Source organism: Paenibacillus cucumis (ex Kampfer et al. 2016) (genome assembly GCF_019748695.1).
Classification (GTDB): domain Bacteria; phylum Bacillota; class Bacilli; order Paenibacillales; family Paenibacillaceae; genus Paenibacillus; species Paenibacillus polysaccharolyticus.
In genome coordinates, this window is sequence record NZ_JACLIC010000002.1 from 204,156 (window position 1) to 229,647 (window position 25,492).

The window sequence follows — 25,492 nt, forward strand, 5'->3', positions numbered from 1 at the left end:
AGTCGATGAAAAAAAGTTTGTTGCCTCGCCGTACGAAAGAAGATCATATTCCAGCTGCAGTTATTGAGGAGCAGTCAGGTAAGGATATCGCGGTGATCGGCATGTCGCTCAAAGTCCCTGGTGCGGATTCACTGGATCAATTCTGGAGCAATCTGTGTCGCGGTGAAGATTGGATTCGTGAAGCTCCAAAGGTCAGAATGTCAGAGGGGGGAATAAAGGCACCACGACGTGGTTATTTGACCGAGATTGACACGTTTGATGATTTTTTCTTTCGTATCCCGCCTAAAGAGGCAACGTTAATGGACCCGTATCAAAGGTTGTTTCTTGAAATAGCATGGAGTGCGATTGAGGATGCAGGCTATGGCGGGGATCGCATAAAAGGAAGTCGGACTGGTGTTTATGTCGGATCAGGACATGAAAACGAGTATAAACAAATGATCTCTTCTTACAATACAGATCTGTTGTCGGCAGCGGCAGTAGGTAACATGTCCTCCGCTATAGCGAGCAGAATCAGTTATTTGCTTGATCTTAAAGGTCCAAGTTTGGTCATTGATACGGCCTGCTCTTCATCGTTAATGGCTGTTCATCTAGCTTGTCAGGCACTGCTCTCCAGGGAATGTGACATGGCTATCGCTGGAGGCATTCAATTAATTCTAGATCCTACAGCCGAACAGCCCCAGATCGGAATTGAATCCCCTTCGTCTAAAGTCAGGGCGTTCGATGAAGAAGCTGACGGGACGGTAAGAGGAGAGGGCATGGGCGCTATTCTGCTTAAACCTTTGTCCAGGGCCATTGCGGACAATGATCTTATATACGCCGTAATTAAAGCAAGTGTCTCCAATCAAGATGGCAAATCCATAGGCATTACGTCACCTAACCGGTCGGCTCAAGAACAGCTTCTTATTCGTGCTTGGGAGCGTGCAGGTATTCACCCGTCTTCCTTGTCCTATATCGAAACGCACGGTACAGGAACACCCATAGGCGACCCGATTGAGGTTCGTGCTATCCATAATGCGTTCCGTCTGTATACCGATAAAGTCCAGTTCTGTGCGATCGGCTCACTTAAGCCCAATATCGGACATTTGTATCATGCCGCTGGCATTGTTAGTTTTATTAAATCAGCGTTGGCGCTTCATCATGAACAGCTTCCGCCTTCGCTCTATTTTGAAAAGCCCAACCCGCAAATCGAATTTGCGAATTCTCCTGTATATGTCAATGCTCACTTATCGGATTGGAGGAGAGGTTCGGATGTACGCCGATGCGGAGTAAGCTCTTTCGGTATGAGTGGCACCAATTGTCACGTTGTACTGGAAGAGGCAAGCGAAAGAAAGGTTGTTCTTTCGCCGAATACAGAGAACGGACCTTCCTTGTTCACTTTATCTGCCAGAACGCTAACCTCTTTGCGGTCTCTGATCGATAAATATCGTCTTTTTCTTCTTACATCTGACCCACAATCTTTTACAAACATTTGTTATACCTCGAATATTGGTAGAGGCGTGTATGAGTACAAACTTGCAGTAATAGTACATCACCATCAAGAGTTACGGGACAAGCTGGCATTTTTGCAGTACGAGACTTTCGCCGGGCAATACGGTGAATTGGCGGAGGGAATCTGGTTCGGTGGACCTGAACAGGATGGCTCTTCAACTTCCTCCGACTTGAACTTGAACGTTGCGAAGCCAAGTCTGGTAAATGTTCATGTCTTGAATCAGATCGCTACCCAGTATGTTTGTGGTCAACCCGTCGATTGGAAAGGTCTCCATGCTGGAAGCAACAAGCGTGTAGTTTCAGTTCCGACATATGCATTCGATCGACATCGGCACTGGATTGTTCCTGTGATGGTGGAAGAGAGCAGTGGGGGAGTACCCCACAAACCGGAGGATAAAAAGGAGAATTCAACGATGGAACATCGGGTTGTCCAGAGCGCAAATATTCATTTTTTCACAAGCGCGGTACAGGAAATGATATCGAATATTTCAGGGTACTCCCCAGAAGACATCGGGATAAATCGAAACTTCATGGAGCTTGGCATGGATTCTATTTTGCTGGTCAATGTCAAACATGCAATCAAAAATGAATTTGGCGTAGATATTCCGATGCATCTGTTTTTTGAAGAGATGTCTACCGTCGCTGAAGTAGGGAAATATATTGCCAGTCAATCTCAGCAATTGCCAGAGTCTCCGATTCTAAACGGGCAAACAGAGGATAAGGGAGTGCCTAAGGATGCCGTACTTTTGCAAAATGTATATGTACATCCGTATGCAGCGTCATCAGAGGAAGAGCGCGAATCGAGTAATCTATCCGTAGCAGGTTCAGGTCTGGAGGGCATTGTACAGAAGCAACTGGACTTGATGACTCTCCAACTTTCCATGCTACAGGCAGGTTCTGCAGGATCGGAAGCTTCTGCAATTCGTTTGTCGGCGGCGACAGCGGTACAGGCGAATAAATCGGTGGAAAAAGACTATTTTAACAATTCGACGGATAGCCAGAGCGTGCCCTCTAATCTTACAAAAGAACGTGTACAGACCAATCGGCCCTACGTCCCGTTCCAGAAGCTTGAAACGCATTCGAAGACAGGATTGAGCCCTGTGCAAGAGCATTTTATAGACGAATTTATTTCCAGATATACTGCCAAAACAGTTCGATCACAGCTTCATACACAAGCATTCCGTAAATTGGTGGCCAATAATCGCAATGTGGCAGGTTATCGCCCCTACTGGAAGGATATCGTCTATCAGATCGTTGTTGATCAGGCCGAAGGATCTGGCATTACGGATATCGATGGGAATCGCTATATTGACTTGACGATGGGCTTCGGTGTGAACCTGTTCGGCCATCAGGTGTCTTTTATTAACGAAGCAATGCAAGAGGCTATGCAAAAAGGAATGTGTGTTGGCCCGATCAATGCAGCGGCTGGTCAGGTTGCGTCTGCCTTGCATCAATTGACTGGCGTAGAACGTGCTGCGTTTTTTAATTCCGGGACAGAAGCGATCATGGTTGCCATGCGTTTGGCTCGAGCGGCTACAAACCGAAGAAAAATAGTGATCTTTTCAGGTTCTTATCACGGTACTTTCGATGGTGTTTTGGCTATGAGTGCAGGACTTGGAGGCAGTAGCACACCAATCGCTCCAGGGATTTTGCAAGGTATGGTGGATGATCTGATTGTCCTGAATTACGATCATCCCGAATCACTGCGGATCATCGAACAGCGTGCTGGAGAGCTGGCAGCAATACTTGTAGAACCGGTACAAAGCCGTAGGCCAGACATTCAGCCAACCGCTTTTCTCAAAAAGCTACGTTCGTTGACCGCCACAGAGGGCATCGCTTTGATTTTTGATGAAGTCATCACCGGATTCCGGATTCATCCTGGAGGTGCGCAGGCATGGTTCGGCATTGAAGCCGATATGGTGGTCTATGGCAAGGTGGTCGGTGGAGGTTTGCCGATTGGCATCGTCGCTGGAAAAGAACGATATTTGGACGGCATAGACGGAGGGATGTGGTCTTTTGGGGATTCCTCGTTCCCTCCGCATGAAGAACGGAGAACATTTGTAGCCGGAACGTTCTGCCAGCATCCGTTGGCTATGAATGCTGCTCTGGCAGTCCTGCAGCGGTTGCAGGAGGAAGGTCCGGCCCTTCAGGAGCAATTGAACAGGAAAACGGCGGCTTTGGCAGACAGATTGAATCATTATTTTGCAGAAGAACTGGTGCCGCTTGAGATTGTGCATTTTGGTTCCTTGTTCCGTTTTGTGCAAAAGTCTGATCTGGAGCTTCTGTACTACTTGTTAATCGAGAAAGGAATTTATATTTGGGAAGGCCGAAACTGCTTTTTATCCACAGCTCATTCGGAAGCGGATATCGATCGTATTGTAGATGCCGTGCAATCAAGCGTAGAGGAATTGCGAAGTGCCGGATTCCTGCCTCCGAGTTCACCGACCTCGCCGGGAGGCGGGAGAAAGCAAGCCGGCAAAGCATTGACCGTAGAAGTGGGGAGACAAGCCGAGCCCCATCCGCTTACATCGGAACAGACGCAACTCTGGTTTGCATCTCTGGCCAATGACCATATGAGCGATGCTTACGTGGAATCTGTTGTACTTCGTTTGGAAGGAGCAGTGGATAGCGAAAGGTTACGGGAAGCCGTTCGTTATGTGGTCCAAAGACACGGGATGTTGCGAACCCATTTTTCTAACGATGAAGGGTTGTATTACACGGAGCTGTTTGAGAATGTAGCTTCGAAAATTATGTTTGAAGAAGCGGAAGATATAGAAGAGTCAAAGGGTTTGCCCAGATCCATTCAACAAAAATGGACCCATGGATTTGATCTGTCCAACAGTCCTTTGATCCGCTTTTGTCTGTTACATCATGGACAGCATCAGTATAGACTCATCATGCAAGTGCATCATTTAGTAGCAGATGGCCGGTCCATTGTTCAGATTTTGAAAGAGATTGCCGGATACTACACGATGCAAAATCGGTTGCATTCTCCTGACCCTGTATTGTTTTCTGCATTTGCACAGTGGCAACATAATCTGCCGCTGGAGGAGAAGCAACATGCTAGGGCGTTTTGGACTAAACGACTCTCCGCTCCGAAGCCGGAGTTGGTTGTATCTGCTAGACTCGCTTCGGAGTCTGTCTCACTCTATCCGGGAATGCGTCTGTACAGGAACTTAAATACTGAATTCACGGCAGAGTTGAGGGCATTTGGCAAAAAAAAGGGTGTCTCCTTATTTATGCTTATGCTTGCGGCATACAACATGCTGTTATCTCGAATTTCAGGTCACCATCAGATCACGGTTGGTATTCCCGTGGCTGGTCAGCTCCAGATGGGGCTGCCACAATTGGTGGGTCAATGTGTCAACTTACTGCCCTTTTCAAGCCAGTTGCCAGCTAAGGTAGAACTATCCGAATACGCGACACAAGTAAGGAGCGAAATGCTTGAGCTACTGGAGCACCAACGTTGCTCTTACGTAGATATCGTTACAGCGCTAGTCACGGAAGGAGGATCTGTTTATCCTCCAGTCATCAATACCATTTTTAATTTTGACAAAACGCCTGAATTTCACTTCGAAGACCTGAGAGTACAGCTTGAGTCGTTTCCGCCATCGTCCTTCAAATACCCGATCAGCATGAATGTTCTTGAGGTGGATCAAGAATTGGTGCTGGAATTAGATGTGGGGGATGGAGTATGTGGACGGGAAGAGGCCGAAGGCTGGCTTGAAACATACACCTTATTACTGGATACGCTTGAGTCCAAAGTATGGAAGGAAGGAGAGGCAGAACCAAAGTCTCGGTGTAGTAAAATACATACTTTGTTATCGACACCATCGTTTGTTTCATCCGAGAAGCTTGCTGCTTCCCTTAATCCGTACAGAAATGATCTCACTGCCGAGCAAGCTCGGAAAAACGTAAACGATAGAGCTGCAGGGTATACCCCTCCGGTTACGGAAATGCAGATCAGGATTCATCGGATATGGCTTGAAATGATGAAGCTGGAAAAAGCCAGCATTCATGATCATTTCCTGGAAGTGGGTGGTAATTCACTTGCAGCGACAGTCATTACGGTTCGACTTCAGGAAGAGTTAGGGATCAACGTTCCGCTAAGTCTGTTGTTCCGCCATCCAACGATCGCGGAGTTAGCACAGGTGTTGGACGATGTTTCCACGGCTGAATCCCTTCGGATTCCGAAGGCGCGTTCAGCCGATTGCTACCCACAGTCCGCTTCTCAGCGTTCGATCTTTGCTGTAGAGAAACTGGGTAGAGCAGGTACGGCCTACAACGTCACCGGACTGATCACTGTGGAGGGCTCGCTTGACCTACAGCGCTTGAAAGTGGCGGTCAACTCGCTGGTGAAAAGGCATGAATGTTTGCGAACCATTTTTGATCTGGATGAAGACGAGCCGGTACAGCGTGTGGTCAGTGAGTCATTCATGGAAATTCCCATGCATTTGCTGGGCAGTGATACGACGGAAGAGATGATCCTGCGCACGATTCGGCCGTTTGACCTCGAACAAGCACCGCTGATGCGGATGGAGTACTGGACTGAGCACAAGGAATCTGGACGGCAGTATTTGCTAATGGATATGCACCATCTGATCGCAGATGGACTTTCAGCGAATCTGCTGCTGGAAGAGTTAATCCAGTTGTATGACGGTCAAAGTTTGCCGACAGTCACGTTGCACATGAAGGACTTCACCCAATGGCAGTTGGGCCGCTTCGGCGCAGGAGATATGAGGGAAAGCAAGAAATACTGGGCTCAGCAGTTCAAGTACGGAATGCCGCGGCTGGATTGGGGAATTCATCATCAGCGGCCTGCTATACGCAGTTATGAAGGAGAAAGATACGGGTTCAAGCTACCTGACGAAATCCTGGCACGTATCAAGGCATATGCCGCGGCTGAGAAAGTCACGTTATACAGCTATTTTCTAGCTGCATATAAGGTGATGTTGTCTAAATATTCTGTTCAGGAGCACATCATGGTTGGCACAACCGCATCGGGACGGTTGTATTCGGATATCGAACGAACTCCCGGTATGTTCGTCAACACCATTCCGTTGCGAAGCGATCTCTCCGGCAACCAGTGGTTCTCCAAGCTGGTCCATGAAGTGCAGGTAAATGCGTTGCATGCATTGGAGCATCAGGAATATCCGCTGGAACAATGGATTGCTCTCGGGAACGAGGAGCGGGATTCGGGTCGGAATCCTTTGTTTGATGCGGTCTATGTTTACCAACATCAGGCTCTTTCTATCGATCCGCAAATAAGTGGTGGCGTCAAGTTCACGGCTTCCGAGTACAAAAACAGAATGGCCAAGTTTGACCTGACACTGGAAGTTGTAGAGAAACAAAATGAACTGCATCTCGATCTTGAATATTGCACGGCAGTATTTCACCCTGAAGCTATAGAAGCAATGGCTGGACACTTCATTGCCATTTTGGAAGCTGTGTCCCATCAACCTGACGTTTCCATCTCGGAAATCAGCATGCTCCATGCTTCGGAAACCAAGCAGCTGCTATATGAATTTAATGAAACGGATAACCACCAGGTCCTGGATCAGCCCATCTTCGTTTTATTTGAAGAACAAGTTCAACGTACACCAGATGCAATAGCAGTATCTTGTGCAGGCGTGCAATTCACCTACCTTGAGCTTAACATGAGAGCCAATCAATATGCTCAGGTGTTGAAGGAGCAGGGAGTGCTGAGGGAGATGGCCGTTGGCCTGGTTATGAGGCGATCTCCCGATCTGCTGGCAGCCATTCTCGGTATATGGAAAGCAGGTGCCTGTTATGTGCCGATCGATCCATCGTACCCGAAAGAACGTATCCGTTATATATTAGACGACTGTAAGGCACAGTGGGTCATTGCTGATGCAGCCTATGAGGAATTGTGCAATTTTTCGGGTTCAGTAATATTGACGGAGCAAGTGCACGGAAACGTACCTTTAACACCAGTGAACCTCGAACAGATTGCCGGGCCTGACGACCTGGCCTACATCATCTATACATCAGGTTCTACGGGCAAGCCCAAGGGCGTTATGGTAGAACATCGAGGTTTGACCAACTACATTCGTTGGGCAGATCAGACCTATGTACGAGGGGAAAAGATTTGTTTTTCGTTGTATTCATCCATTTCATTTGACTTGACGGTAACATCGATGTTTACACCCCTATTGTCAGGGAACCAAATTATTATTTATTCGGAAGATGTGGACTTTGCGCTTGAACGGATTTGTGAAGATGGTGAAGCAGATCTCATTAAATTAACGCCTTCCCATCTAAAACTCCTGTCTCTTTATAACACAAAAGGATCAAGCTTGAAGCGTTTTATCGTAGGTGGTGAAGCATTTGAGAGCTCTGCGGCAGCGGATATTATCTCTATGTTCGGTCCGCATGTTGAAATTTACAACGAGTATGGCCCTACTGAGACGGTCGTTGGCTGTATGATCCATCAATACGACCCTGCTGAACCATATAGCGAGGTGCCTATTGGCTGGCCGATTGACAATATGCGGTTATATGTTTCCGATGAACAAGGGAATTTGCAGGCGAAACATCTTCCCGGAGAACTGTGCATTGCCGGTGTTGCCGTAGCCAGAGGATATGTTAACCAGCCTGAGCTGACCGAGGAGAAGTTTGTATCGGACAGATTCCATGAACCGGGCAAAGTTTACCGTACCGGAGATCTGGTGCGTTGGTTGCCAGCAGGTGGAATGGAGTATCTAGGCAGAATCGATGAACAAGTTAAAATTCGGGGTCACCGCATTGAAATGGGAGAGATTCGCAATTTGCTTCTCGCATATTCATCTATTCGAGAAGCGGCAGTGATTGTCAAAGAGACGGAAAGTAGCGGAAAGCGTTTGTGCGCGTTCTATGTCTCGACAGAAATTTTGGAGATTGCGGAGCTGGAAAGGTACCTCTCGACGTATCTGCCTCCATATATGTTGCCGTCCGAATATATTCGTTTGGATCGACTCCCGCTTTCTGCCAATGGAAAGGTGGATATCAAGAAGCTGCCTGTTACGTTGGCAGAACCGACTCCGTTCGAGCATCCATCCCTGGTTGAAATCCCTGGTGAGGCGGAGTTGTTGCAGGCATGGCGTGAAATACTCAGAGCGCCTGATGCCAGCAGAGATGATCACTTTATGCGACTTGGCGGGGATTCGATCAAGGCGATACAGATTGCGGCTCGTATGAAAAAGTGTGGATATCGGGTTGAATCGGCTGAAATTTTACGTTTGAAAACGGTGAGCAACATCGCCCCAATGCTTATAGCGTTGGAAGAGACATCCCCCCGTAAAATTTCAGGGCCTGTAGAGGGTGATGTACCTCTGTCGCCTATTCAACAATGGTTTTTCAAGCAAAATTTTACCGAAATGAATTATTGGAATAACAGTGTGACGCTGATTAGTGTTACAAGGTTTAATGAACTGTTTGTCAGAGAATCACTCAGATTACTCACGGTTCATCATGATGCACTGCGAATGACATTTAAGCGAAATGGCAACCACATTCAGCAATCTTGTCAACATTCAGCCCGGCAGGCTTTTGCATTCCAAGTAGCCGAGTCAATAGAGGAGACGAATAGCGAGCAATTCAAGGCTGTCAAGGAACGAATGATGGAAGAAATGCACCGGGCAATAGATCTGGAGCATGGACCATTAGTACAGGCGGGCCTCATCCAGGGGTCAGATCGGGACGAACTAATCTTTACGATTCACCATTTAGTCATCGACGCCATATCCTGGCGCATTTTACTGGATGATTTTTATGATATCTACATTGCTCTCGAACAGAATATCCAGCCAGTTCTGCCTTCTATATCCGATACTTATAAGGATTACGCACAGAGAATGCATACGTATGCTGCTACTGGTGAATGGAAACATGAAGCGCAATATTGGAAGAATGAAATGGCGCGACCAGTTTCGTCGCTCATTGGGGACGGGATACACACGAAGGGTCAGGTTCGAGATAGTGAAGTGGCAAGTCTTTATTTTACACAAAAAGTCACTACGACCCTCGTACAATCGGCGACCGAGCGATACGAGGCGGATACCGCGTCTTTGTTGCTTGCTGCCTTAGGTACTGCAATGGAGGCAATGGGTGTTCGAGATGGTCTATGGGTCAACATGGAGGGACACGGCCGGGAAAGTTTCGGTGAAGCTGTAGATTATTCACGAACAGTCGGCTGGTTTACATCGCATTACCCGATTTATCTGGATACTTCAGTAGCCCAAATGCCACACCTTTATGTTGCACAGCTTCATCGTGAGTTGCAACGTATCCCTCACAGGGGTGCTGGATATAACGTAATGAAGTACATGCTGCCTGAAGCAGTGACCAGATCATTCCATGGATTTGAGATTGAGCCACAGATTTGCTTCAACTACCTTGGTGAAATGGATGATCGTCGTTATCAAAATCTGTTTCGGCTTTCGCAGCTTCCGATGCACGGAACAGAGAGTCCAGATGCGGACCGCCCGTTTGCAATCACTTGCAATGTGCTCTTATCGGACGGGCGGATGCTGGTGGAGTTTGATTACAATAAACATCAGTTCCAAGCAGAAACCATCCAGAGAATGTTGCAAGGTTTCCTTAATGGTTTGCAAGACATGATGTATGCCGGTGAGGGAGAGATAGTTACAGAAGAGGAACACGATGGATTTCAGCTGGTACCTTCTGCAGAAAGGGAGGTCCTTGAGCAGGTAGCGCCTTTTCCAATGCTCAAAGCTTATCCGCTGTCACCTATGCAGGAAAGTATGTTGTTCCATTACCTTCGGTTTCCGGATTCCTCGGCTTACGAAGAGCAATGTGTCATTCATTTGCAAGGTGACCTTAACCCAGAACGGCTTAGAGACTGCTTTCAGCAGGTGGTTAATCAACATGACATTCTTCGTACATTTTTTGCCTTGCGTGGGCTCGAACGGCCGCTTCAGGCAGTGGCAAAGTCATGGAATCTTCCCTTTGAGTTTATGGATTGGACGGCGGAACATGGCGGATGTGAGCCCGAGAAGCTTCAACAATATCTTCAACAAAATCGTGAACGGCGCTTTAATCTATTTGGTGAGGTCCCTCTGAGAGTAACACTTATTCGATCAGACGATAACGCGTATAGTCTGGTTTGGAGCTTTCATCATATTTTGCTTGATGGGTGGAGTGTAGGCCTTCTTCTTAGTAGCATCTTCGATCTATATGCCGATCTGTCTGATATACAATCACTTGTCTCAGTGTCGCACTATGGGGAATACATCGGGTGGCTTGAAGGGCGAGATCCTTCTGTGGCTGAATCGTACTGGGCGACGTATTTAACGGAATACCGAAGTAAAAATGTGCTACCACGGTTACATGGATCAAGTGGTGAGTATGTACGGGAGGAACTTACCCGTAACTTGCCAGAAACGCTCCAGGAAGCACTTAAGCAATTATCCGCCGAATACGGTTTGACGCTAAATATTTTGTTTCAGGCTGCTTGGGCGACGGTATTGCAGAATCTCAACGAAACTGAAGATATGATCTTTGGCGCAGTTGTATCGGGCAGGAGTGTCGAGGTGCAAGATATCGAGAACATGATGGGGCTATTCATTAATACGATTCCTGTTCGGGTAAAGTCAGCATCGGGTACCTTTTTGGAACTCGCATCACAACTTCAGTGGGAACAGATGGAGAAAGAATCCTATTCCCATATTCCACTATCTTCGATCCAAAAGTCTGGCGGCGGGGCAGTTCTGGATCATATCCTTGTATTTGAAAATTATCCGCTGGAACTGCAGCTTCCTTCCGGACTGGAAATGGTAGATTACGATTTACATGAGTATACAAGCTATGATTTTAACCTGATCATTGAGCCGCATGAGAACTTCCTCATTCGATTTGTTTACAATAGTGCCGCACATAGAGTAGAAGAGCTGGAAGATTGGATGAATTGTCTGTTCATTGTTCTCAGTCAAATCAGTGAGAATCCGAATGTGTTGTTGAAAGATCTTTTCCCGGATGAAATTGTAACGAGTTCAGATGAAGGAGAAAGTCTAATTAAATTCCATTTCTAGACAACCAGGGGGATGAAGTGACATGGATCGAACGTCGCAAAAAGAGGCTGTTTCCGCACAGGAACTAAGATTGCAAAAGAAGCACTGGGTAAAAAAAATGCTGGCACTCAAAACGGAGGAAACGTTGTTCACGTCATCCTTTACACCTCAGCATGAGAAGTCCGCTGTTCAATCCTACCCGTTTGAGTTGGCACAGAATGTAAGCGAACGGTTGCGCACCATGAGCGGGGAATCCAAAGAAGCTCTGTTTTTGATTTTACTGACAGCTTTAAAGACTCTTCTTCACAAGCATACCAGCAGTGATTCGCTTACCGTTGCTTACCCGGTGAACAGAATACAAGACACAAGCGAACGTTCGCCGGAGCCAAACTGGATTCCACTCATCGACCATTCCCCGAAAGGCTGTACTTTCCGGGAATGGCTAAATGAACTTAAATCGACATATATCGAGACAGTCAAACACAGTGATTATTCGATGGACCGCCTTGTAGACGATATGAAGGTTGTCCATGACCGGGATTACGCTTTTCTTCAACATATTCGTTTTTCCATTCAGGGGATGTACAACGTAACAGATGTAGAGAGTGAGACGCTGGGCATGCGGCTTCATATGTATTGGAGTCAGGACAAGCTGTGCGGTGTGTTAGCCGGCAATACCCGCTTCTTTAACACCGCTGATTTGAAGCGTTTTGCGAAACAGTACGGGGTTATCATTGAACAATTAATAGAGAACCCGGATCGTCCGGTGGAGGCCAGTGGGGTGCTTGCTGGACTAGAACGCGACCGATTGTTGAACGAATATGCAACAGGGCCGCGCCGGACCTATGGTTCCAGTGTAATGGGTTTGTTTGCGGAGCAAGTCCAGCAGACACCAGAGGCTACAGCCATCGTGACATCGGATGCTTCGATACGTTATGCAGAGCTGGAGGAAAAAGTAAACCACTGGGCTACTGCATTGATTAAAGACGGAACAAAGCAAGGGGATATCGTAGGACTTTACCTTGACCGAAGCCTGGAGACGGCCATTGCAATCTTAGCCGTGTGGAGGGCGGGGGCATGTATTTTGCCAATAGATGTGCAGACGCCCGCAGAGCGAGTTCGATTCATACTGAAAGATGCCGGGGTAAATCGCCTGCTCACACAGGCCCGTTATGTTAGTCTATCTTTGTTCCAAGACGTGGAACGATTACTTTCGTGTGGAGACCTGGATGCAGCAAGTAATGATGGTGAGATCCTTGCTCCCATCACTGCTGAACTGCCCGCTTATATTATATATACTTCGGGAACAACCGGGAATCCAAAAGGAGTAGTCGTATCTCATGGAGGACTGGTCAATTCAATCGCATGGAGAAAAGAAGAGTACGCATTGGGAGTAGAGGACAACACGATCCAGCTCTTTTCCTATTCATTTGATGGCTTCATGACGGGATTCTTGACCCCGCTTGTGTCGGGAGCAAGTCTTTTTATGGCTACCGAAATTCAGGTTAAAGATCCACTACGTCTGAAGCAATTGCTTATCGTATATCAGATCACTCATTTTATATGTGTGCCTTCGTTGTACCGCCTGCTTTTGCAACAGATTAAACCGGAAGACAAACTGTGTGTGCACCTTATTACGCTTGCAGGGGAGAGTGTCTCTCCTGCACTGGTTCAGGAAAGCAGAGAACGGCTTCCGGATGTGAAGATATACAACGAGTATGGTCCTACTGAATCCAGTATCGTCGCTCTCTGTAAAAGAGATGTGGAACAGGGAGAGAAGGTGACGATTGGTCGTCCGATATCGAACATGCGTGCATATATTCTCGATCATTGGAACGAGCCTGTTTCGTCGGGAATCGTTGGGGAACTTTGTTTGTCGGGTCCGGGTCTGGCTCGCGGTTATCTTAACCAGCCTGAGCTTACTGATCAAGCTTTTGTACCCAATCCGTTTATTGCGGGTGAGCGACTATATCGGACTGGAGATCTGGCCAAATGGACGGAAGAGGGGGAGATCTGTTGTCTCGGGCGCAAGGATGCTCAGGTGAAGTTAAGAGGATATCGGATTGAGCTTCCCGAGATTGAACAGTGTCTTCAGAGCTACCCAGGTGTTCAAGCGGCAGCGGTTGTATGTGAGGAAGAAGAAGGCATTCCTGTCCGATTGATTGCTTATCTTCAAACCGACGACATCAAGGCTGTTGAATTACGTGATTACATGGCAAGAGAGTTGCCTTTCTTTATGCTTCCGGCGCGCTATTATCGACTTCATCAGCTTCCGCTGTCCGAAAACGGAAAGTTGGACAAGAAGGTGATCTCTTCCATGGATTGTATCAACCTGGATGTTGAATTCCGAGAGCCGGAAAATGAAACGGAACAGAAGTTATGTGAGATATTTGCTGATGTTCTTGGATTGAAGAGGGTATCCGCAGATGAGAATTTTTTTACTGCAGGAGGACATTCCCTTAAAGCGACGATGCTGATGTCCAGAATTCAGAAAGAATTCCGTGTGGAGATCAGTGTAGATCATATTTTCGAAAAGCAGACCGTCAAGGCGTTAGCGGAAGTGATTACTTTAAAAGAAATCAGTGCTTGTCCGGCAATTTCGCCTGCAAATCCGGGGGTGCATTATCCTTTATCTTTTACGCAAGAGCAGATGTACACGCTGTTCTGTAATGATCCGCATTCAACCGCTTATAACATGCCAGAGGCTCTTGTTATCGAAGGGGATTTCGACGATCAGCGACTTCGGTATGCGCTTGAGGAACTGACGAAGAGACACGAAATTCTTCGAACGACTTTTTATGCAATCAATGGTGATCCTGTTCAGGAAGTACACGATGAGAACGTCGTCTCACTTGAGTATTCTGAGCAGGCTTCAACTGATCTTGAAGAAACGATAAGACAATTTATCCGTCCATTTGATCTGGCAAGACTGCCGTTATTTCGAGCAGGAATAACGAAGATGGGGCCGAGAAAACATCTGCTTCTGATTGATCTTCATCATATCGTAGCTGACGGAGCCTCCATTGGCATATTCATCTCAGAACTGGCGAGCATCTACAATGGAGATTCATTACCTGAGATCACACTTCACTACAAGGATTTCTCGGTATGGCAACATAAACAGAAAGAGGATCGTGCATTTCAGGCTCAGGGGCAGTATTGGACAGATCAGTTCAAAAACGGAGTTCCCGTGTTGAGTCTGCCATATGATCACCCTAGACCGAAGCTTAAAGGTTTGGAGGGTAGCAGAATTAACTTTACCGTTGATGCAGCTCGCACGTCGTCTCTGAAGAGGCTCGCTGCCGCAAATGGCGTTACGTTATTCATGTTGCTCCTGACAATGTACCAGACCATGCTCTCCAAGCTGTCCGGACAGAAGGAACTGGTCGTTGGTTCGCCAGTCTCTGGCAGAACACAGGCCGATCTGGAACACACGATGGGCATGTTTGTAAATGTGGTTCCCATCCGCGCCGAGGTGTTACCTCAATTGCGTTTCACTGAGCTCCTGACTCAGGTAAAACATACGGCGCTGGGTGCGTTTGAGCATCAGGCGATACAATATCAGGATTTGGCACGGAACTTGGGATACACGCCAGATCCCAGCCGTAATCCGATGTTCGACACGATGTTTGTCCTTCAAAATACGGCTGAGAATCGTTTTGATTTTAGAGGACTGCATTTCTCACATGTTGGCTTCGAGCAAACTGTGTCCAAATTTGATCTTACTTTAGCCGGGTTTGAGGGCGGGGATGGTGTGTTGTATTTCGACTTGGAGTACTGCACCCGTCTTTTCCAAAGGGACAGCGTACTGCGTTATGTGGACTATTTTATGCATATTATGCAGACCGTTATAGAACATCCGCAGATACTGGTATCGCAGATGACGCTGCTACCCCAAGAGCTTTTGCATGAACAATGGAAGGAACTTAACAGTAAGAATCGATATGATGCAACTGACCTGACTCTACTGGAGCAGTTTGCCCAGCACGCCAAACGATCTCCCCACAAGGAAGCTTTGTTGTTTGGGGATTCATATATGACTTACGAACAGCTGGACACACAGTCAGAACTATGGGCTAAATGGCTTCGCTCAAGGGGCCTGGGCCTGGAAGATGTCGTAGCGGTCAGAATGGAGCGTTCCTTTGAACTTGTCATTGCGTTTCTGGCGGTACTTAAGGCAGGAGCGGTATATCTGCCAATCGATCCGGAATTTCCGGCGAATCGCACATCATACATGCTTCAGGACAGCGGAGCAGTGCTAATGATTACGGATCAGGCAGATACACAGCATACCGCATATCATATGCCTGTTTATCTGCCTCAGGATATGCAATTTACCGATGTGAACACAAACAACGCATTGCACAGACCACAAAGAAACAATCTGGCTTATATTATCTATACTTCAGGGACTACAGGCAGACCTAAAGGTGTGGCGCTAGAACATGCAGGACTAGCTAATCTTTCGACACTCTTTATCTCTACGCTCGGAATACAGTCCGAAGATCGCATTCTTCAATTTGCTTCTTGCTCTTTTGATGCTTCAATATGGGAGTTTGCCATGGCATTTTCTACCGGAGGAACACTGTGTTTAGTATCAGCAGAGACCATTGCTGATCCGGTTCACTTCGAGCGGTACGTGGAAAAGGCGAATGTTACAGTTATGACGCTTCCGCCTCCTTACATGGCACGTTTGCAACCTGAGCATTTACCTGGTCTTCGCCTCATGATCACAGCTGGTTCAGAGCCGTCATCGGCCATGCTGTCGACATGGAGTCAGCATATGCGCTGTGTGAATGCTTATGGACCAACCGAAGCATCTGTATGTGCAGCGATATGGGAATATCAACAAGAGGCCGATATGTTATCTGTGCCTATTGGATACTCCATCCCTCATAGCAGACTGTGCGTTGTAGATGCGGAACTGAACCCACTGCCTGTCGGGGTGTCTGGAGAACTATGCATCGCAGGTACTGGACTTGCCCGGAGTTATTTGAATCTGCCGGAAATAACTGCGAGACAGTTCATCTCCTCAGACCTGCCAGGGTTTGAACGGATGTATCGCACGGGAGATCTAGCCAAACTGCTACCAGATGGCAGGATGATATACCAAGGCAGAATGGACAATCAGCTTAAGATCAGAGGATACCGTGTAGAACCAAGTGAGATTGAGGCACGACTGCTACAAATAACCGGTGTTCGTGAAGCGGTTGTATTGCCTAGGCTGTGGGAAAATGAAAACTCACTAGTAGCCTATTACACGGGTGACCATGCACCAGCATCGCGCGAACTGAAGATCGAGCTTACGACTGTTCTTCCTCATTATATGCTTCCATCATTCTTGGTGAAGCTGGACGGGCTCCCTGTGACGTCAAATGGCAAGGTAGATCATGGTGCACTTCAACGTTTGGAACTGTTGCAAGAGGCAGGGGAGCTATCCCGTATGCCTGAGAATGAACTGGAGGCAACGATCGTTCGTGTGTTTGAACAAGTCTTGAATGTTCATGGAATCGGAACCGATGACTTGTTCCACGAACTGGGTGGCGATTCTATCTCGGCAATGAAAGCCAGCTTTTTGTTGAAAGAGCAGGGGGTGGCTCTGGATGTGAGAGACTTGTTAGTTCATCAATCTCCTGTTGCTCTAGGGAAACGGTTACTTCAAACTACATCTGAAGATGATCAGCAGCTTCAATCGGAAGGTTTACCAGAACGAATATCAGGTGGAGCGAAGACATTCGGTTCACATCAGAAGCAATTGCAACAGGTTTTGGGTGATAAGGAACGGAAACAACTGATGGCTGCACGTGCAAGCATTGCAGACCAACAAGAGGTATACAGAAGACAATTGGCCGCAGAGGTAGAATTGGCCATATTGCCTCTTACCGCTTCCCAGTCCACACATCTCGGACGCGCAGAAAACGTTGGTGTTGTTATGCATTTCCCTGCCGACAAGACATATGAGGATATCCATCAAGCCATTCATGGATTGGTGCAGGAGCAGGAAATGATGAGGTGTTTGTACAATGGCACTATGGCCAAAAGTTGGAGCTTGCGGGAGCATCCTGCCGGATTTAAAGTGCCACACGTCAAACTTGAGACAACCTGCTCCGAAGCAGTAATGGAACAATTGGTTTCGGAATTGTACTATGACAGATTTGAAGAGGATGGACCAGACCGTTTGTTGTACCGAATGGTAGTCATTGAGAACAGCAGAACCGGAGCGAAAGTTTTGGTGTACTCTTCTCATCATGCTTTATCCGACGGGTTAAGTTGCAGTTTAATTGCTGAGGTATTAACAGGGGCGGCATCCACGTTGCACGGGGGAAAACATCCTGTCCGATATCGTGATTACCTTCGACGGATCGAGGAGGGGCCGATCGGAATCAGCTTTATGGAACTGGAGCGTCGCTTCGAACTGGGAACGTATCGTCAGCTTCTTCTAGGCATGAGTAACAAGCTCGCGGAGTTCCCGGCCCAGAAGAGCACATCGATCACGTTGGAATGGGAACTTTCAGAAGGAAACCCGGAGGAAGGCTGGCTGAAGGTGCTCGGTTTGCTAGCGGTTTTTGGACGGGAATATCTTGAACTACAGCATTTGCCTGTACAATTGGTCAGCAGTGGAAGACGATATGGGGAGCATACCTATTATCATCTTGTCGGTAATTTTACGGACTATATTCCATTGGTGCTGGATACCCATTCCCCAGCGGAGCAACTCTTGCAGCAAATTCAAGCATTGAATCAAACGACTTCCGCTCACCAGATCCGGTTCACTGATATGGAAGATCAAAGCACAGGCAAGGGGATTCTGCTCAATTATTTTGGAGCTATACAAGCGGAACCAGAAGATAACGTCATACCTGATGGGGGACCTTCTTTTGCAGAAGCGGCTGATCATTATGGGATCTATTTCTACGTCAGACATGTCGGTTGCAACATGCAAGTGCATATCGCTCTTCCATTCGAGACGAGTGCCGAAGAACTGGAGAAGAAACTGACAGCAGGAATGATTACGGTGCAGTAGCTCAAATCACTAAAACTTTCTTGAAATCTCCGGGCATGTTGCGATGTTCGGAGATTTCAGACTTGATGTACGAAAGGGCGGTGCAGCAATGGGCACAACCGTTGTGTTCAGTTTTCCGTATTTTGGTCATGTTAATCCTACAGTGAGGTTGGTTCAAGAACTGGCCAACCGAGGGGAACAGGTCTATTACTATACAACAGATGCGTATATGAAATATGTACAAATGGAAGGCGTGATATGTCGAAGTTACGGGGATGTGCTTCCACTGTTGGACGAAGAGATCCCTATTCTTACGACAGACCCATTGAAAGTGTTGGACCAGCTTGTTCCGCATAAACTGAATAAACATCAGAAGATGGTCCGTTTACTCCTTGAACAGGTGATGGAGGATGATCCAGACTACATTATTCGGGACTGCGAATCTTATTGGGGGAAAATGATTGGCACTATGCTTGATATTCCGGTGATTTGTTATATCACTACCATTGCTTTGAATGAAACGATGATGGATCTTCATCATGACTATTTTGTTGCCAATGTATTCGGAAATACGACAGGACGTATGGCGTGGCTTCCCGAGTCCGGCAGTTTCAGCGAATATTTGAATGAATATACAAGGCAACTCTCTCTTCCATATTCTGTAGAATATAGGGCGATCGATGCCTTTTCCGGGGCGGACGACCTTAATCTTGTTTTTACTTCACGGGTTTTCCAGCCATTTATAGAGTCGTTTGGTTCGGATTATCTGTTTCTGGGTCCGATGATTCGTGAGGAGGAACAAGAGGGCGGAGACCTGCCGCATGTTGAACCGGATCTGCCAGTAATCTACATATCGATGGGAACCGTATATAACGACTGTCTGCTTTTTTATCGAAAATGTATCGAAGCATTCCAGGAACATCGGTGGAACGTAATCATGTCTGTAGGACAGCGAATCTCTCTTGAAGAATTGGGAGAGTTTCCCGAGCATTTTACTGTTCGATCCCATGTTCCTCAGCGAAGACTGCTCAAATATGTGGATGTGTTCATTACACATGGAGGTCATAACAGTACCAATGAAGCACTCTACCACGGAGTGCCTATGCTGGTGTTCCCGCAAGCAGCGGATCAGTTTGCTGTGTCCAGCCGGATTGAGGCATTGGGGGCAGGAAGCATTGGCGATAGCCAACACTGCACACCTTCAGATATTTCGTTTATGACGGAACGTATCCTCCATGATAAGGCTTATGCTGAGTCCTGCAAGAGGGTCGGGGAAGAGATCCGTAATGAAGGCGGAGTGAAGCTGGGCGTTGACGGTATTTTTGCGTATCTTAACGAAGGAGTTCTGATAGGTAATACAAATGAGTAATACGTGTGAATCGTATGAAGAAGGGAGTCTGCTATGGCAACGGTAATGATATTTAGCCTTCCATTTTTCAGCCATGTTAAACCAACACTACCCCTTGTTGCAGAGTTGCTGGCACGTGGAGAGACCGTGATTTATTATTCGGATGAACAATATAGAGGGTTGCTTGCCGATTATGATGTGGATTTTCGAAGCTATGGGAATATGAGAGAGTTGTTTGTGGACGACAATGATCCGGGCCTATTTTTGAGTAATCCGCAGACGATGCTGGAGCATCTAGTTCCTGGAGTGATCCAGAAAAGCAGGGCCGTTCTTCATGCGATTTTGGCAGAAGTTATGGCTGAGCAACCGGACTACATTGTCAGGGACAGTGACGCTCATTGGGGCAAACTGATTGCAGAACTGCTTGAGGTGCCAGTGGCCTGTTATGTCCTAACGTTTGCGATCAATCAGGCGCTTTTGGAGAAAGACCATCATTTTCTCATACACAAGGTATTCAGAATCCAAGAAGGCTACGCATTTGCAGACACGACGGCCAGCGAACTAAACCGTTTGGCGGGAGAACTGGCTGAAAGGCATCATATTCAAGATTTTGGCCTGGTAGATGCGTTTAGTGGGAATGAAGAATTAAATCTAGTATATACGTCAAAAGTATTCCAGCCACATTCGGATGTGTTTGATGACCGTTTTGTGTTTATAGGTCCACAGTTCCCTAATGTTAGCTCTGAAATGCTTCAATCCATGAGGATAAGAACAAAACAGGAGCATGAGCTTCCCCTGATTTACATTTCGTTTGGCTCCATCTATACAGATCGCCCGGATTTCTACCTGAAATGTATTGAAGCTTTCAGATACAGCGAAGCTCAAATCATTATGTCAGTAGGGAAAAGGATTGATATCGCATCCTTGGGAGACATTCCCGAAAATATGACGGTATCTGCATTTGTTCCTCAGTTGGAGATTTTAAGCAAGGCAGATATTTTTATCTCTCATGCCGGTTATAACAGTGTGTCCGAAGCCCTTGCATTTGGCGTGCCAATGATTCTGTTCCCTCAAGGGGCTGATCAATTTGCAATTGCATCGAGATTGGAAGAATTGGGAGTCGGTGTGTATGGCCGTGATATGAACATGCCTGCTTCAGATCTAAAGGACATGACGTTTGAAACGATGAGAAGTGAGAAGATGAGAGCTGAAGCGGTGAGATTGGGGAGCAGTTTTTTTGAAACGGGAGGTATGGTGGAGGGCGTGAGTAGAATTTTGGAATTCGTCGAACAAACATAAGATGCAGGCTTATCATCCAACAAACGTTGTTAAGCTAGAATTAATATAGAGTTAAGTTGATTAAGAGACTTGCATCACATACACTCGTTTTGTGCGCATGTTTTCGACATTTAATGGTAATTAAGTGGAGGATGCTCATCAATTCAGGGCGAGGGGAATTCATACATGAGATCGTTTTCCAGAAGAGTACAGAAGGTGTTCATCTGCCTGTTAGTTTTGGCCTTGAGCATGGGAGGAGGTTGGTTTACGTCAGGAATTCAGAAAGTCAGTGCAGCAACAGCAGGTGACTGGGTGTATTCCGTAAATGGGAATGGAACCGTGACGATCACAGGGTATATGGGGAGTGCTGTGGACGTTGATATTCCTGGCACACTTGATTCGCAAGTAGTGACCCATATTGGAAATCAGGTTTTTATGGGAAAGAATTTAACCAGTGTGACCATTCCAGACAGCGTAATCAGCATAGGGAAAGAAGCCTTTAGACAAAACAGTCTAAGGAGTGTGATCATCCCATATCGTGTGACTTCAATTGGTGATTATGCATTTTTCAAAAACCAATTAACGAGTGTAACAATTCCGGAAGGCATAACTAGTATTGGGCCAAGTACTTTTAGGGATAACTTTTTAACCAGCGTGATTATTCCCGAGAGTGTCACAAGTTTGGGTTCTTTGGCATTTGGTTACAATCGTCTTGAGAGTGTTACCATTCCAAGTAATGTAACCAGCATTGGACAATATGCCTTTATGACAAATGAATTAGAGAATGTAGTTTTTGCGGGAAGGTCCATTGGAATTGAATCAGACTGGTTTCTCAATAATGACCCGGTCATTCTAATTTCCGGTTACGAGAATGCAGAAAACTTTGTAGCTACTTATAACAACAATAATGCTAACAATAACGACCCGACCAAGCTTAAACTGACTTATGGCAAGATGATCTCCGTTGGATATAATCCAGATGGGGCTACCTGGTCTAATGCTCAAACCATAGAATTAAGTGAAAAGTCACTCATTGAGGCAGAAAAAAGTTACAAATGGACACTGACACCAGATCAACCGGATGCCACGGGTTGGGAAACCTTTGAGGGGACCTTGCAAATCGCAGTGCCTGCTGAGGAAGGTACCTGGTATTTACATGTCAAGGCCATTGAAAGCAATCAAAATACATTATTTTTTCATTCAAACGCATTTCACATTGAACGGACATCACCTACTATTCAACTTCAAGTTAGTTCCACCGCTCCAACGAACCAGCCGGTTACCGTTACAGCAACAGTTTATGATGGCGAAAGCGGTGTTGCGCTGCTGAAATGGGCAGAGGGTGATCGCGAGGCATCCTATTTCAATTCAGGAGGCACTGTGTTCAGTGGTACTAACTTTGATGTTACTGAAAACGGAACATATACCGTATATGCACAAGACGTTGCTGGAAATAAGAGCGTTGAGACAGTGACAGTGAATAATATCTCCACAGTGGGGCCGACAATTCAAACGTCCATTGATCCGTCTGGACCTACAAAAGGAAATGTTACAGTTGTAGCCAGCGTACAGCCACAGAATGGGATTATAGTGCTGAAGTATGCTACAGGCAAACAGGACAAAGAGTACTTTGCAAGCGCAGGTACAGCGTTGTTCCTTGTAGGTGGAAAAGCTGAATTTGTTGTTACCGAGAATGGATGGGTAAGCATCTATGCGAAGGATCAAGCCGGCAATGAGACGGTGAAGCAATTAGAAATCACTTCAATTGATCGCACGGAACCGACCCAACCAACAGTGCCAACACAACCATCAAGTGGTCAGTCACCAACAACGTCAACACCTTCTTCGCAACCAACGTCATCAACATCTACACCAGCACCACCAGCACCACCAACGACAGTTCCACCAACGTCTACACCAACACCAAAAGCTTTTTATAATGAAAAAGTGAACATAAACGTCGTGAAAGAGTTGGTAGAAAAAGCAAATAACGCATCCGCCATAGCATTTAAGGATATCGTGGCTGGTGCCTCTGAGGCGAAAGTTGTTGAACTCGGAACAAAGCTGGGAATGATCAAGGGTTATGCAGATGGATCATTCCGTGCGAATGGTGTGGTAACGAGATCAGAATTTGCCACCATGTTAGTACAGGCATTAGGTTTAAAATCCGAAACGAATTCCAGCTTTAAGGATACTCAAAATCATTGGGGCGGAGAGGCCATTGCGATATTAAAAGCAAGTGGTATCGTACAAGGATATCAGGATGGAACGTTCAAACCCAATCAGTCGATTTCCCGAGCGGAGATTGTGGCGATGTTATCGAAAGTAATCAACACTGAATGGGTGAAAAGTTCCAAGTTCGAGGATGTATCCGGGAATTGGGCCGAGGCCGAGATTAACACTTTATCTGAGATGGGTATTGTTAAGGGCACTACGGAAGGTCTATTTAAACCCAATGCCAATGCTACAAGATCGGAATCGCTGCTTATGATTTTGCGCATGTTAAATGCGAGTCTTGGATTTACACTGGATATAGAGTAGTAATAGAACCAGAACAAATACAGAGCAGTAATACAAACAGTAATACAAGCAGTAATACAGATAGAGAAGACAGGTACTGTTAAACAGTGCCTGTCCTTTTTTTACTGTTGTTACGTTCATCAGAAATTATAAGCGGAAAAGAAGAAGAACGAGGCTTTTTTGACCGTTTAGGAGCACAAAGTGTGACATGCCTTAAGAAGATGCACTTCCGTAAAAATTTAATTGTAAACGCTTTAAAAATTCATGGACAAACGCTTCATAAGGGTGATATATTGTTTCTGTAAGAAACAATATTATTTATAACGAATATAAAAATGAATAAAAGGATGGGATACACGATGAACAGCATCGAAACAACACTTAAATCCTTTGACGGAACACAGCTTTATTTCAGCAAAAATTTAGTTGAAAATGCGAAGGCCGCCATAGTCATTGTACATGGATTGGCAGAGCATGCCAGCCGCTATGATTATTTGACAGAAAAATTGAACGGCCGTGGATTCAACGTATATCGTTTTGACCATCGGGGTCATGCAAGATCGGAAGGACAACGAACATTTTATAGTGATTTTCATCATCTGATTGATGATGTCAACTCTGTAGTGGAGGTTGCACTGGAGGAGAGCGGCGATACGCCACTGTATATTATTGGACATAGTATGGGCGGTTTTGCTTCTTCATCATTTGGTACGAAATATCCGGGAAAAGTGAAAGGTATCGTATTATCAGGAGCGCTTACTCGATTTAATACGAAAGTGGCTGGAGAACTGCCGATGGCTCTGCCAGCAGGCACGTATTTCCCGAATGAACTTGGAAGCGGAGTATGCAGTGTTCCTGAGGTTGTATCCGCTTACGCTAATGACCCGCTGGTAGAAAAGCAGATTTCTGTAGATTTGTTTAACAGTCTGGGGTATGGAGTAGAATGGCTGAAAGAACATGCGAAGCAATTCGTTGATCCGGTGCTTGTGTTACATGGTGCGAATGATGGGCTGGTTAGCGAAAAGGATTCCCGTGACTTTTACGGAGATATCGCTTCGGCAGATAAAACACTGAAAATCTATGCACATCTCATGCATGAAATATTTAATGAGACAGCACGGGATGAAGTGATTGAAGAAGCGATCTCATGGATTGAAAAACGAATCTGATTTCAGTAGAGTAATAGAGAGAGAATTCGAAGACGAAAGGGATTACGCATGAAATTAGATTGGATGGGTGACCATCGGGAGCTTGTCGAGAAGATCATCAAATACGGCAATGCTTACTCGAACACCTACAAGCTGCAACGAAGCTACGGAACAGATATGACATTCTCTGCAGCCCAGATTCAGACACTTGAATACATTCTGGAAGCAGAGGATCAGGAAGAGAAGATGTCCGAGATGGCTGCTCGTTTGGGCGTTAGCCGCAGTACCTTTTCTAAAAATGTGAAGAATTTGACTGAAAAAGGACTACTTGAAAAATATCATCTGAGTGGTAACCGCAAAGATATTTACGTCAAACCGTCAGCCAAAGGTCGAGAGGTATACACGAAGTACACCGCATTTGTTCGTGAGCTTTGTTTTGATGACATATTTAAGCTCGCAGATCAGATTACGGAAGCCGACAAAAAAAGCTTTAGTCGTATCATGGATCTGTTCGCTGATGTGCTTGTCTGGTATGGTGAAAAAGAACAAGAGCCGCGGAAACTCATCAAAATCGAACCGGATAGTTGATGAAAATTACGAAATGAAAATTAATTCCCTTACAGCGGTCTATACGCTTTAAGGGAATTTTTTTGCGTATAGGACATTCTACAGCCCATTC

Annotated in this window: 7 protein-coding genes; all 7 read left to right on the forward strand. The window is 46.2% G+C overall.

Going from position 1 to position 25,492, the window contains the following annotated elements; translation table 11 throughout:
* Positions 1 to 5 precede the first annotated feature (5 nt).
* Positions 6 to 11,537, forward strand: a complete 11,532-nt coding sequence (locus H7T88_RS00890; protein ID WP_221786487.1) for a non-ribosomal peptide synthetase — start codon at positions 6 to 8, stop codon at positions 11,535 to 11,537.
* A 22-nt stretch (positions 11,538 to 11,559) separates the two neighbouring features.
* The gene (locus tag H7T88_RS00895) at positions 11,560 to 18,540 is read left to right on the forward strand and encodes a non-ribosomal peptide synthetase (RefSeq protein WP_221786488.1); all 6,981 of its coding nucleotides are present in this window, start codon (positions 11,560 to 11,562) and stop codon (positions 18,538 to 18,540) included.
* A gap of 88 nt (positions 18,541 to 18,628) precedes the next feature.
* Positions 18,629 to 19,888 carry a macrolide family glycosyltransferase gene (locus H7T88_RS00900; RefSeq protein ID WP_221786489.1) on the forward strand — a complete coding sequence of 420 codons (1,260 nt, stop codon included), beginning with the start codon at positions 18,629 to 18,631 and terminating at the stop codon, positions 19,886 to 19,888.
* A gap of 33 nt (positions 19,889 to 19,921) precedes the next feature.
* Positions 19,922 to 21,166 (forward strand): macrolide family glycosyltransferase, encoded by a 1,245-nt coding sequence (locus H7T88_RS00905; RefSeq protein WP_221786490.1) that lies wholly within the window; start codon positions 19,922 to 19,924, stop codon positions 21,164 to 21,166.
* A gap of 165 nt (positions 21,167 to 21,331) precedes the next feature.
* On the forward strand, positions 21,332 to 23,686 hold the full coding sequence (locus tag H7T88_RS00910) for an S-layer homology domain-containing protein (RefSeq protein WP_221786491.1): 2,355 nt from the start codon (positions 21,332 to 21,334) through the stop codon (positions 23,684 to 23,686).
* A 338-nt stretch (positions 23,687 to 24,024) separates the two neighbouring features.
* Positions 24,025 to 24,834, forward strand: a complete 810-nt coding sequence (locus tag H7T88_RS00915; protein ID WP_154983068.1) for an alpha/beta hydrolase — start codon at positions 24,025 to 24,027, stop codon at positions 24,832 to 24,834.
* Between the two features lie 48 nt (positions 24,835 to 24,882).
* Positions 24,883 to 25,401, forward strand: a complete 519-nt coding sequence (locus tag H7T88_RS00920; protein ID WP_154983069.1) for a MarR family winged helix-turn-helix transcriptional regulator — start codon at positions 24,883 to 24,885, stop codon at positions 25,399 to 25,401.
* Positions 25,402 to 25,492: the final 91 nt, after the last annotated feature.

What these genes read in the sequence shown, in the direction of transcription:
- H7T88_RS00890 (WP_221786487.1), top strand. Translation starts at nt 6, where the DNA reads ATGAAAAAAAGTTTGTTGCCTCGCCGTACGAAAGAAGATCATATTCCA.
- H7T88_RS00895 (WP_221786488.1), top strand. Translation starts at nt 11,560, where the DNA reads ATGGATCGAACGTCGCAAAAAGAGGCTGTTTCCGCACAGGAACTAAGA.
- H7T88_RS00900 (WP_221786489.1), top strand. Translation starts at nt 18,629, where the DNA reads ATGGGCACAACCGTTGTGTTCAGTTTTCCGTATTTTGGTCATGTTAAT.
- H7T88_RS00905 (WP_221786490.1), top strand. Translation starts at nt 19,922, where the DNA reads ATGGCAACGGTAATGATATTTAGCCTTCCATTTTTCAGCCATGTTAAA.
- H7T88_RS00910 (WP_221786491.1), top strand. Translation starts at nt 21,332, where the DNA reads ATGAGATCGTTTTCCAGAAGAGTACAGAAGGTGTTCATCTGCCTGTTA.
- H7T88_RS00915 (WP_154983068.1), top strand. Translation starts at nt 24,025, where the DNA reads ATGAACAGCATCGAAACAACACTTAAATCCTTTGACGGAACACAGCTT.
- H7T88_RS00920 (WP_154983069.1), top strand. Translation starts at nt 24,883, where the DNA reads ATGAAATTAGATTGGATGGGTGACCATCGGGAGCTTGTCGAGAAGATC.